This is a genomic window from Halopseudomonas pertucinogena, assembly GCF_014646575.1.
Classification (GTDB): Bacteria; Pseudomonadota; Gammaproteobacteria; order Pseudomonadales; family Pseudomonadaceae; genus Halopseudomonas; species Halopseudomonas pertucinogena.
Genome location: NZ_BMNN01000001.1, coordinates 827,276 through 838,996, shown reverse-complemented (window position 1 = coordinate 838,996; position 11,721 = coordinate 827,276). Strand labels below are relative to the sequence as shown.

At 60.6% G+C, this 11,721-nt stretch carries 9 protein-coding genes; all 9 read right to left on the bottom strand.

The features are described from left to right. Positions 1-117: 117 nt before the first annotated feature. The 9 genes from sucD to sdhC all read right to left on the bottom strand — a co-directional run bounded on the left by sucD (position 118) and on the right by sdhC (position 11,451). Positions 118-999, bottom strand: coding sequence for a succinate--CoA ligase subunit alpha (gene sucD / locus IEW63_RS03950; protein WP_188635256.1), 882 nt, complete (start codon positions 997-999; stop codon positions 118-120). Further along, a complete protein-coding gene (gene sucC, locus IEW63_RS03945; protein WP_188635255.1) occupies positions 999-2,165 on the bottom strand; it encodes an ADP-forming succinate--CoA ligase subunit beta in 1,167 nt (388 codons plus the stop codon). The genes sucD and sucC overlap by 1 nt, the downstream gene beginning before the upstream one ends. Before the next feature lie 113 nt (positions 2,166-2,278). After that, positions 2,279-3,715, bottom strand: a complete 1,437-nt coding sequence (lpdA, locus tag IEW63_RS03940; protein ID WP_188635254.1) for a dihydrolipoyl dehydrogenase — start codon at positions 3,713-3,715, stop codon at positions 2,279-2,281. A 92-nt stretch (positions 3,716-3,807) separates the two neighbouring features. Then, on the bottom strand, positions 3,808-5,046 hold the full coding sequence (gene odhB / locus IEW63_RS03935) for a 2-oxoglutarate dehydrogenase complex dihydrolipoyllysine-residue succinyltransferase (RefSeq protein ID WP_188635253.1): 1,239 nt from the start codon (positions 5,044-5,046) through the stop codon (positions 3,808-3,810). Positions 5,047-5,081: 35 nt separating this feature from the next. Continuing rightward, a complete protein-coding gene (locus IEW63_RS03930; RefSeq protein WP_188635252.1) occupies positions 5,082-7,916 on the bottom strand; it encodes a 2-oxoglutarate dehydrogenase E1 component in 2,835 nt (944 codons plus the stop codon). A gap of 306 nt (positions 7,917-8,222) precedes the next feature. Then, the gene (locus IEW63_RS03925) at positions 8,223-8,927 is read right to left on the bottom strand and encodes a succinate dehydrogenase iron-sulfur subunit (RefSeq protein ID WP_188635251.1); all 705 of its coding nucleotides are present in this window, start codon (positions 8,925-8,927) and stop codon (positions 8,223-8,225) included. A gap of 11 nt (positions 8,928-8,938) precedes the next feature. Further along, positions 8,939-10,711 carry a succinate dehydrogenase flavoprotein subunit gene (gene sdhA, locus IEW63_RS03920; RefSeq protein ID WP_188635250.1) on the bottom strand — a complete coding sequence of 591 codons (1,773 nt, stop codon included), beginning with the start codon at positions 10,709-10,711 and terminating at the stop codon, positions 8,939-8,941. A 3-nt stretch (positions 10,712-10,714) separates the two neighbouring features. After that, positions 10,715-11,083 carry a succinate dehydrogenase, hydrophobic membrane anchor protein gene (gene sdhD, locus IEW63_RS03915; RefSeq protein ID WP_188635249.1) on the bottom strand — a complete coding sequence of 123 codons (369 nt, stop codon included), beginning with the start codon at positions 11,081-11,083 and terminating at the stop codon, positions 10,715-10,717. Then, positions 11,077-11,451, bottom strand: coding sequence for a succinate dehydrogenase, cytochrome b556 subunit (sdhC, locus tag IEW63_RS03910; RefSeq protein WP_188635248.1), 375 nt, complete (start codon positions 11,449-11,451; stop codon positions 11,077-11,079). Before sdhC ends, sdhD begins: the two co-directional genes overlap by 7 nt. Between the last annotated feature and the right edge of the window lie 270 nt (positions 11,452-11,721).

The following is an 11,721-nucleotide window of genomic DNA, read 5'->3' as shown; positions in this document are numbered from 1 at the left end:
CAGTATTGCCGCGCATTATAAACAAGCCAGCGTACAAATGGGTTGTTCCCGGTCATTTCCTGAACGTGGAGAAAAAAGAAACCCCGCCGAAGCGGGGTTCCTGATGCTGCGCAGTGCTTACTTCATTGCCCAGCCAGTCAGCTCGGACAGTGCCTTGCCGATGTCAGCCAGGGAACGAACGGTTTTGACACCGGCGTCTTCCAGAGCGGCAAACTTCTCGTCGGCGGTACCCTTGCCGCCGGAGATGATCGCACCGGCGTGGCCCATGCGCTTGCCTGCCGGAGCAGTCACGCCAGCGATGTAGGACACCACCGGCTTGGTCACATTGGCCTTGATGTAGGCGGCGGCCTCTTCTTCAGCGCTACCGCCGATCTCGCCGATCATGACGATGGCTTCGGTCTGCGGGTCGTTCTGGAACATTTCCAGGATGTCGATGAAGTTGGAGCCCGGGATCGGGTCACCGCCGATACCGACGCAGCTGGACTGACCGAAACCGGCGTCAGTGGTCTGCTTGACCGCTTCGTAGGTCAGGGTGCCGGAGCGGGAGACGATACCGACCTTGCCCGGCAGGTGGATGTGACCGGGCATGATGCCGATCTTGCACTCGCCGGGGGTGATCACGCCCGGGCAGTTAGGCCCGATCAGGCGCACACCCAGCTCGTCGCACTTGACCTTGGCGTCCAGCATGTCGAGGGTCGGGATGCCTTCGGTGATGCACACGATCAGCTTGATGCCTGCGTTGGCGGCTTCCAGAATGGAGTCCTTGCAGAACGGCGCCGGAACGTAGATAACAGAGGCGTCGGCGCCGGTAGCTTCAACGGCTTCGGCAACGGTGTTGAACACCGGCAGGCCCAGGTGGGTGGTACCGCCCTTGCCGGGAGTAACGCCACCGACCATCTGGGTGCCGTAGGCAATCGCCTGCTCAGTGTGGAAGGAACCCTGGGAGCCGGTGATGCCCTGGCAGATTACCTTGGTATTCTTGTCGATCAGGATGCTCATTACTTGCCCTCCGCCGCTTTGACGACCTGTACTGCAGCGTCGGTCAGACTGGTTGCTGCGATGATGTTCAGACCACTTTCAGCCAGTACCTTGGCACCCAGCTCGGCATTGTTGCCTTCCAGGCGCACCACTACCGGCACCTTGACGCCCACATCCTTTACTGCACCGATGATGCCTTCGGCAATCATGTCGCAGCGGACGATACCGCCGAAAATGTTGACCAGAACCGCGGCCACATTGCTGTCGGACAGGATGATCTTGAACGCTTCGGTCACGCGCTCCTTGGTGGCGCCGCCGCCTACGTCAAGGAAGTTGGCCGGCTTGCCGCCGTGCAGGTTGACGATGTCCATGGTACCCATGGCCAGACCGGCACCGTTGACCATGCAGCCGATATTGCCGTCCAGGGCCACGTAGTTCAGTTCGAACTTGGCAGCGTGGGCTTCGCGCGGGTCGTCCTGGGACGGGTCGTGCATGGCGCGCAGCTTGGGCTGGCGGTACAGGGCGTTGCCGTCGATGTTGATCTTGGCGTCCAGGCAGTGCAGGTTGCCGTCCTTCTTGATCACCAGCGGGTTCACTTCCAGCAGAGCCAGATCGTAATCGGCGAACAGCTTGCCCAGACCGACGAAGATGTTGGTGAACTGCTTGACCTGGTCGCCTTTCAGGCCCAGCTTGAACGCCAGGTCGCGGCCCTGGTAGGGCTGCGGGCCCACCAGCGGATCGATGGTGGCCTTGAGGATCTTCTCGGGGGTTTCCTCGGCGACCTTCTCGATCTCCACGCCACCTTCGGTGGAGGCCATGAAGACGATGCGACGGGTGGCGCGGTCTACCACCGCACCCAGGTACAGCTCCTGGTCGATGTCAGTACAGGCTTCTACCAGAATGCGGGAAACGGGCTGACCATCGGCATCGGTCTGATAGGTCACCAGACGCTTGCCCAGCCACTGCTCGGCGAACGCCTTGGCATCTTCCCGGCTCTTGACCAGCTTTACGCCGCCAGCCTTGCCGCGACCACCGGCGTGAACCTGGGCCTTGACCACCCACTCGGAGCCGCCAATGGTATCGCAGGCTTCAGCAGCCGCTTCGGGAGTATCGACCGCGATGCCCTTGGAGACAGGAAGGCCGTATTCAGCGAACAGCTGCTTCCCCTGATATTCGTGAAGATTCATTCTCTTGTACCGTTATTCGTATGAGATTCATAACAGTGACGGTACCCGCCACTGCCACCGATCAGGCAGCCGGAAGCATATTCCTGCATACCCGTTCCCCGAGGGGATATTGCTCAGCGCTTCTTCCGGTTGGCGATATGAATCGCCTGACCGTTGACTGCCAGAGCCGCTTCCTTCATCGCCTCGGACATGGTCGGATGCGCGAACACCATCATGCCCAGGTCTTCGGCACTGGTGCCGAACTCCATGGCGATGGCACCCTGCTGCACCAGTTCTGCCGCGCTCGGCCCGATCACGTGCACACCCAGCACACGGTCAGACTTGGCACAGGCGATGATCTTGACGAAACCGGCGGTATCGTGGGCCGCCATGGCACGCCCGCTGGCGGCGAAGGGGAACACGCCGACATTGATTTCGACGCCTTCGGCTTTCAGCTGCTGCTCGTTCTTGCCGACCCAGGCCGCTTCCGGATGGGTATAGATGACCGAGGGGATCAGATCGTAGTTCATCTGAGCCTTGTGACCGGCAATGAGCTCAGCTACTACCACGCCCTCTTCCGAGGCCTTGTGGGCCAGCATCAGACCACGCACCACGTCACCGATCGCATAAACGCCAGGCACCGAGGTGGCGCAGTTGTCGTCGACGAAGACGTAACCACGCTCATCCAGGGTAACGCCGCAGTCGGCTGCCAGCAGGTCGGTGGTGACCGGACGGCGGCCCACGGCCACGATCAGCTTGTCGAACACCACTTCCTGATCGCCCTTGGCATCGGTGTAGCGAACAGTGACTTCCTCACCCTTGACTTCGGTGCCGGTTACCCGGGCACCCAGCTGGATGTTCAGACCCTGCTTGGTGTAGATCTTCATCGCTTCCTTGGCCAGCTGTTCGTCCGCGGCGACCAGGAACTTGTCCAGCGCTTCAATGACAGTCACTTCAGCGCCCAGACGCGACCATACGGAGCCGAGCTCCAGACCGATCACGCCGGCACCGATCACACCCAGGCGCTTGGGCACGGAGGTGAACTCCAGCGCGCCGGTGGAATCGACAATGACCTTCTGGTCAACCGGAGCCGGGGGAATCTCCACCGGACGCGAGCCAGAGGCGAGGATGACGTTCTCCGCAGCCAGCACTTCGCTGCTGCCGTCGGTCTTGGTAACTTCGACCTGCTTACCGGCCAGCAGCTTGCCGTGGCCTTCATATACGGTCACACCATTAGCCTTGAGCAGCCCGGCAACACCGCCGGTCAGGTTCTTGACGATCTGATCCTTGCGGCCAATCATCGCCGCCACGTCCATCTTCACCTCGCCGGTGCTGATGCCGTGCACGCTGAAGGAATCCTTGGCCTCATGGAATTTCCAGGAGCTGTCCAGCAGCGCCTTGGAGGGTATGCAGCCTACGTTCAGGCAGGTTCCACCGAGAGCCAGCTTGCCATCCTTGCCCTGGTACTTCTCGATACAGGCGGTCTTGAGTCCCAGTTGGGCAGCACGGATGGCGGCAACGTAACCACCGGGCCCGGCACCAATAACGACTACATCGAATTTATCGCTCATAACCCTTCCTCTGTGTTCAGCTGCATCAGTAACAGCTGTTAACCGAAGGCCACCGGGATCGCCGGCGGCCCTCCACTTGATGTGTTTGCGTCTTAGATATCGAGCAGCATGCGTGCCGGATCTTCCAGCAGATCCTTGATGGCGACCAGGAAGCTGACCGCTTCCTTGCCGTCGATCAGACGGTGGTCGTAGGACAGCGCCAGATACATCATCGGCAGGATAACCACCTGACCATCAATGGCCATCGGGCGCTCCTGGATCTTGTGCATGCCCAGAATGGCAGCCTGCGGCGGGTTGACGATCGGCGAGGACAGGAGCGAGCCGAATACGCCACCGTTGGAGATGGTGAAGGTGCCACCGGTCATCTCTTCCATGGACAGCTTGCCGTCGCGGGCCTTGCGGCCATACTCGGCAATGGTGCCTTCGATCTGTGCCAGGCTCATGAATTCGGTGTTGCGCAGTACCGGCACCACCAGACCGCGGTCGCTGGATACGGCAACGCCGATATCCTGGTAACCGTGGTAGACGATATCCTTGCCGTCGATCGAGGCGTTCACTTCGGGGAAGCGCTTCAGGGCTTCGGTAGCGGCCTTGACGAAGAAGGACATGAAGCCCAGACGAACACCGTCGTGCTTCTTCTCGAACAGATCCTTGTACTTCTTGCGCAGGTCCATGATCGGCTTCATGTTGACTTCGTTGTAGGTGGTCAACATGGCCATGCTGGACTGGGCTTCGACCAGGCGCTCGGCGATGCGGGCGCGCAGGCGAGTCATCGGAACGCGCTTCTCGACGCGGTCGCCCTCGCCCAGCGCGACGCTGGAGCTGCTGGCAGCGGCCGGCTTGGCGGCTGGAGCGGCAGCCGGGGCCGGAGCGGACTTCTTCGCCTCGATGGCGTTGAGCACGTCTTCCTTGGTGATGCGACCGCCCTTGCCGGTACCCTTGATCTGGGCCGGGTTGAGCCCGTTTTCCTCGGCCAGCTTGCGCGCAGCCGGGTTGACCAGCTGCTCGTCGGCTTCGTCCTGCCCGGCCGCAGGAGCGGCGGCTTCAGCCGTCGGAGCGACTGCTTCGCCCTTGGGTGCCGCGGCAGCGGTCGCACCTTCGTTCAGGGTGCCCAGCACTTCGGCACTGAGTACTGTCTCGCCTTCGCCCTTGATGATGTCGCCCAGCACACCGTCGGCCTCGGCCAGAACCTCGAGGACCACCTTGTCGGTCTCGATATCGACGATCAGCTCGTCGCGCTTGACTGCGTCACCCGGCTGCTTGTGCCAGGTGGCCACTGTGCCGTCCGCAATCGACTCGGGGAATGTAGGTGCCTTGATTTCAATCGCCATTGTCAATCCTTAAATGATCTGTGTTGTGCAGCGGCTCAAGCGTAGAGCGCGTCCTGCAGGAGTTTCGCCTGTTCTTCTGCATGGACGGAGGGGTAGCCGCCTGCCGGTGCCGCAGATGCCTCCCGTCCAGCGTAGTCGAGATACAAGTTGCTGACGCTGTGCTGCCCGATGACCCGGCGCATGTGATGCTGGCTGCAGTACCAGGCGCCCTGGTTCATGGGCTCTTCCTGACACCAGACCACCTTCTTGACGTTGGTGTAGGGTGCCAGCGCTTCGGCCAGATCCTCCTCGGGGAACGGATAGAGCTGCTCGATGCGGACGATGGCCACATTGTTCAGCTCCTCGGCACGGCGTTTCTCCAGCAGATCGTAATAGACCTTGCCGCTGCACATGATCACGCGGTCCACCTTCTCCGGCTCGATGGCATCGATTTCCGGGATGATGGTCTGGAACGAACCCTCTGCCAGATCTTCCAGACTGGAGACTGCCAGTTTGTGACGCAGCAGGGATTTCGGTGTCAGCACCACCAGCGGCTTGCGCAGGGGGCGGATGACCTGACGGCGCAACAGGTGGTAGATCTGTGCCGGCGTGGTCGGCACGGCGACCTGAATGTTCTGCTCGGCGCACAGCTGCAGGAAGCGCTCCAGACGTGCGGACGAGTGCTCCGGCCCCTGGCCCTCATAGCCGTGCGGCAGCAGCATGGTCAGCCCACACAGACGGCCCCACTTGTGCTCGCCACTGGTGATGAACTGGTCGATCACCACCTGGGCACCGTTGGCAAAGTCACCGAACTGGGCTTCCCAGATCACCAGCGCGTTCGGTGTGGTGGTGGCGTAGCCATATTCGAAGGCCAGCACCGCCTCTTCCGACAGCAGCGAGTCATAGATGTCGAAACGCGGCTGACCTTCATACAGGTTGGCCAGCGGAATGTAGGCCCCGTCGCCCTTCTGGTTGTGCAATACCGCATGGCGGTGCGAGAAGGTACCGCGACCCACGTCCTGCCCGGTAATGCGCACCGGATGGCCTTCATGCAGCAGGGTGGCGTACGCCATGGTCTCGGCAAAGCCCCAGTTCAGGGCCAGGCCGCCGGCGGCCATCTTCACCCGATCCTCGATGATCTTGGCCACCTGACGCTGAACCACCAGGCCGTCAGGCAGACTGGTCAGGCGATTGGCCAGCTCCTGCAAAGTCTTGAGGTCGAAACGGGTATCGTGACGCGCGGTCCACTGGTGACCCAGGTAGGGCTTCCAGTCGACAAAGGTGTTGGTGTCGGGTTCCTTGACCAGGCTCTTCACAACGTGATCACCGTTATCCAGCGCGTTGCGGTACTCCTCGATCTGCTCCTGCACCTGCGCCTCGGTCAGCACGCCACCTTCGATCAGGCGCTTGGCGTAGATCTCCCGGGTGGTCGGGTGCTTGTTGATCACCGCATACATGCGCGGCTGGGTGCCGGACGGCTCGTCCGCTTCGTTGTGACCACGACGGCGGTAGCAGACCAGGTCGATGACCACGTCACGCTTGAACTGCATACGGTAGTCGACCGCCAGCTGGGTAACGAACAGCACCGCTTCCGGATCGTCGCCATTGACGTGGAAGATCGGCGCCTGAATCATCTTGGCGATGTCGGTGCAGTACTCGGTGGACCGGGCGTCTTCCTGGCGGCTGGTGGTAAAGCCGACCTGGTTGTTGACCACGATGTGGATGGTACCACCGGTCTTGTAGGCGCGGGTCTGGGACATCTGGAAGGTTTCCATGACCACACCCTGACCGGCGAAGGCTGCGTCGCCATGGATGCTGATCGGCACCACCTTGTCGCCGGTCGCATCCTTGCGGCGGTCCTGACGGGCGCGCACCGACCCCTCAACCACCGGAGAAACGATTTCCAGGTGGGACGGGTTGAACGACAGCGCCAAGTGGACCTCGCCACCGGAGGTCATCACGTTCGACGAGAAACCCTGATGGTATTTGACGTCACCCGAACCCAGGTCGATGATCTTCTTGCCTTCGAACTCGTCAAACAGGTCGCGGGGATTCTTGCCCAGCGTGTTGACCAGTACGTTCAGACGGCCGCGGTGGGCCATGCCCAGCACGACTTCATTGACGCCGTAGGAACCGGAACGCTGGATGATCTCGTCCAGCATCGGGATCAGGCTTTCGCCGCCCTCGACACCGAAACGCTTGGTGCCCGGGTATTTGGTGCCCAGGTACTTTTCCAGCCCCTCGGCAGCAGTCAGACGCTCCAGCAGGTGACGACGGGTCTCGGCGGATTGCTGGGGCTTGCCCCGCACACTTTCCAGGCGCTGCTGGAACCAGGCACGCTGGGTCGAATCCACAATGTGAATGTACTCGGCGCCAATGGTGCCGCAGTAGGTGGATTTCAACGCCTCGAGAATTTCGCGAAGAGTGGCCTCTTCCTTGCCGATCTGCAGATCACCGGTACGGAACACGGTGTCCAGATCAGCATCGGTCAGGCCGTATTCGGCCAGCGTCAGATCAGCGATGGGTTCCCGCTCCCACAGCCCCAGTGGATCAAGATTGGAAGCCTGGTGGCCACGCAGCCGATAGGCATGAATCAGGCGCAGGACGCCGACTTGTTTCTTGTCTCGCTCACTGCTGACCTGGCCGCCGCTCACTGCCTGAGGACGACGGGGATTCTTTGCGAGCGACAGAAAGTGCTCACGGATGGTGGAGTGGGAAATGTCCGAACCGACACCGCTGATCTGGGGCAGCTTGTCAAAATAGCTGCGCCACTCCGCGGCGACACTGTTCGGATCGTGCAGATAGAGCTCATACAGCTCTTCAACGTAGGAGGCATTCCCACCGGACAGGTGAGATGTACTCCACAGCTGCTGCATTTCGCTGTCTGGCATTCTTGGTCACCCTCTATAAGGGGGACACCACCTGGCGCATAGACCATTAATCGGCAATCGAAATTGCCATCCGTGCAGAACAGTCAGATGGGCTCGCGGCATTGTCCCTGCCAATCGCCCTGCTCTGTCACATTCCGCGAAACCGGAATATTGCCGGCCCCGACAGATAGTTCGGGTGTTACCCGTTGCCCCTGTTGGTTAAGCTTTCTAATACAGATCGCCACTTTGTGGGCGGCGCTCCGAATTCAATTCCTGACTGGCGCCAGATTCAGGCACCAGTACAGGGTTCTGATGAGCTGTGCTCGATCAGGTTCCACTCTGCAACAGCATGTTGCGGACATGTCCGATGGCCCGGGTCGGGTTGAGACCCTTCGGGCAGACATGCACGCAGTTCATGATGCCGCGGCAGCGGAATACACTGAACGGATCGTCCAGTGCAGCCAGACGGTTCTCGGTTTCGGTGTCACGGCTGTCCGCCAGGAAGCGGTAGGCCTGCAGCAGCGCTGCGGGACCGAGGAACTTGTCCGGGTTCCACCAGAAGGACGGGCAGGAGGTGGAGCAGCAGGCACAGAGAATGCACTCGTACAGCCCATCCAGCTTCGCCCGGTCTTCCGGCGATTGCAGGCGCTCGATAGCCGGCGCCGGCGTGTCGTTCTGCAGATACGGCTGAACCTTCTCGTACTGCTTATAGAAGATGCCCATATCCACCACCAGGTCACGGATGACCGGCAGACCGGGCAACGGACGCAGTACCAGCTTGTTGTTCTTCACCACGCTGGACAGCGGAGTGATACAGGCCAGGCCGTTCTTGCCGTTGATGTTCATGCCGTCGGAGCCGCAGACACCCTCGCGGCAGGCGCGGCGGAAGCCCAGTCCGGCATCCTGCTCCTTGGCCAGCTGCAGAACGTCCAGCACCATCAGGTCCTTGCCTTCGGTGTCGATCTGGAACTCCTGCATGTAAGGAGCCTTGTCGGTCTCGGGGTTATAACGATAGATACTTACGGTCAACATATCGGAGCCCCTTAGTAGGTACGCACTTTAGGTTCGAACGCAGGAACTGTCTTCGGCGAGAAGTTGACGCCCCGCTTGGTCAGCTGCTTGGTCTGCGGGTGGTACATGCTGTGGCACAGCCAGTTCTCGTCATCGCGATCTTCATAGTCTTCGCGAGCGTGCGCACCACGGCTCTCCTTGCGGCCTTCTGCGGCGATGGCGGTAGCCTCGGCCACTTCCAGCAGGTTCTGCAGTTCCAGCGCTTCGATCCGCGCCGTGTTGAAGGCATTGGTCTTGTCGTCGATCTTGACGTTGGCAATGCGCTCGCGCAGGTCTGCCAGCTCCTTGATGCCCTTCTGCATGTATTCGCCGGTACGGAATACACCGAAGTAGTTCTGCATGCAGTTCTGCAGTTCCTTGCGCAGCGGAGCCACATCCTCACCGGTGGTACGGGTATTGATGCCGGAGAGGCGGGACAGGGAGGCCTCGATGTCGGACTCGGAAGCATTGCGGTATTCGATACCTTCCTTCAGAGCGCTTTCCAGGTGCAGGCCGGCCGCACGGCCGAACACGACCAGGTCGAGCAGCGAGTTGCCACCCAGACGGTTGGCACCGTGTACGGATACGCAAGCCACTTCGCCTACGGCGAACAGACCTTCGACGATGCGGTCGTTGCCTTCCAGATCCTGGGCAATGGCCTGACCGTGAATGTTGGTGGCCACGCCGCCCATCATGTAGTGACAGGTCGGCACCACCGGCACCGGCGCGGTGACCGGGTCGACGTGGGCGAAGGTCTTGGACAGCTCACAGATACCCGGCAGGCGGCTGTGCAGCACTTCCTCGCCCAGGTGGTCCAGCTTCAGCATCACGTGGTCGCCTTCCGGGCCACAGCCGTTACCGGCGAGGATTTCCTTGACCATGGAGCGGGCCACAACGTCACGACCTGCAAGGTCCTTGGCGTTGGGAGCATAACGCTCCATGAAGCGCTCACCGTGCTTGTTGATCAGATAGCCACCCTCACCACGGCAGCCTTCGGTAACCAGTACACCGGCGCCGGCGATACCGGTCGGGTGGAACTGCCACATTTCCATGTCCTGCATCGGGATACCCGCACGCAGGGCCATGCCGACACCGTCACCGGTGTTGATCAGGGCGTTGGTGGTGGAGGCATAGATGCGACCCGCACCGCCGGTGGCCAGCACGGTGGCCTTGGCGCGGATATAGACGGTCTCGCCGGTCTCCAGGCAGATGGCAATCACACCTACCACAGCGCCGTCCTGGTTCTTCACCAGATCAACGGCGTACCACTCATTGAGGAAGGTGGTGTCGTGCTTCACGTTGGCCTGATACAGGGTGTGCAGCAGCGCGTGACCGGTACGGTCGGCAGCGGCACAGGTGCGGGCAGCCTGGCCGCCTTCACCGTAGTTCTTGGACTGGCCGCCGAAGGGGCGCTGATAGATACGGCCCTGCTCGGTACGGGAGAACGGCAGACCCATGTGCTCCAGTTCGTAGACCGCTTCCGGACCAACGGAACACATGTATTCGATCGCGTCCTGGTCACCGATGTAGTCGGAACCCTTGACGGTGTCGTACATGTGCCAGCGCCAGTCGTCGTTCGGATCCGCGGAGGCGATGGCACAGGTGATACCACCCTGGGCGGATACGGTGTGCGAACGGGTCGGGAATACCTTGGTTACAACAGCAGTCTTGTGACCGCCCTGAGCTAGTTGCAGCGCCGCGCGCATACCGGCACCACCACCGCCAACGATGATGGCATCAAAAGTCAGAGTACGAATATTGGACATTATTTAAAGACCCCAGAGAATCTGCACACCCCAGACGAACAGCACGAACATCGCCAGACCGCAGACAACCTGGAACAGGAAGCGCAGTACAGTGGCAGCCTTGCCGAAGGCCATGGGGGTAAGGTAGTCGGTGGAAATGGTCCACATGCCGACCCAGGAATGCACTGCGAGCGCGACCAGCGTCAGCAGGCTGAAGATGCGCATGGCGTTGTTGGCAAACAGCGCAGTCCAGTCATCGTAGGTCAGCCCCGGATTCAGCAGCAGGTAGCCCAGCAGGAAGACGGTGTAGGCTGCCAGCAGAACGGCAGACACGCGCTGCGCCATCCAGTCATACAGGCCGCTACGCGACAGGTTGGTGACGTTGGTTACCATATCCACACTCCCAGCAGAACAATCAGAACGACGGCGATGACAATCAGAATCTTGGCACCCAGCCGACCGCCTTCCAGACTCTCACCCAGACCCGCGTCCATCAGCAGGTGACGGATGCCGGCCACCAGGTGATACAGAAGTGCGGACAACACACCCCAGAGCACGAATTTGGCGAACGGATTTTGCAGACAGGCCTTTACTTGCTCGAAACCACTTTCGGAACTCAGTGACGTGTCCAGCATCCAAAGCAGACCTGCGATGGCGATGAACAGAATGACTCCCGAAATGCGGTGAGCAATAGACGTATAGGCTGTGACAGGAAGTTTGATTGTCCTGAGATCCAGATTGACAGGTCTTTTGCTATTCACGGCTATATTTACCACTCGTTACCCTTTGGGAAGGGCTGGATTATAGGAAGGTGCTTGACGCACCCTAATGACGCGCGGCACAGCTCCACGATAGAAGCCGAATGGGTCATTTTGCCGGTCATGGAGTATAGTGACTTGGCCGTCTGATTACAACGCGCGAAACCCCCCACATCCGCATGCCAAGCGTTTCCCACCTACCCCACTGCGTCAAAAGCGCGCATCCCGTTTTGTCAATGAAACCATTGAATAAACCCAATTGAGAAACTCTAT

What these genes read in the sequence shown, in the direction of transcription:
- sucD (WP_188635256.1), bottom strand. Translation starts at nt 999, where the DNA reads ATGAGCATCCTGATCGACAAGAATACCAAGGTAATCTGCCAGGGCATC.
- sucC (WP_188635255.1), bottom strand. Translation starts at nt 2,165, where the DNA reads ATGAATCTTCACGAATATCAGGGGAAGCAGCTGTTCGCTGAATACGGC.
- lpdA (WP_188635254.1), bottom strand. Translation starts at nt 3,715, where the DNA reads ATGAGCGATAAATTCGATGTAGTCGTTATTGGTGCCGGGCCCGGTGGT.
- odhB (WP_188635253.1), bottom strand. Translation starts at nt 5,046, where the DNA reads ATGGCGATTGAAATCAAGGCACCTACATTCCCCGAGTCGATTGCGGAC.
- IEW63_RS03930 (WP_188635252.1), bottom strand. Translation starts at nt 7,916, where the DNA reads ATGCCAGACAGCGAAATGCAGCAGCTGTGGAGTACATCTCACCTGTCC.
- IEW63_RS03925 (WP_188635251.1), bottom strand. Translation starts at nt 8,927, where the DNA reads ATGTTGACCGTAAGTATCTATCGTTATAACCCCGAGACCGACAAGGCT.
- sdhA (WP_188635250.1), bottom strand. Translation starts at nt 10,711, where the DNA reads ATGTCCAATATTCGTACTCTGACTTTTGATGCCATCATCGTTGGCGGT.
- sdhD (WP_188635249.1), bottom strand. Translation starts at nt 11,083, where the DNA reads ATGGTAACCAACGTCACCAACCTGTCGCGTAGCGGCCTGTATGACTGG.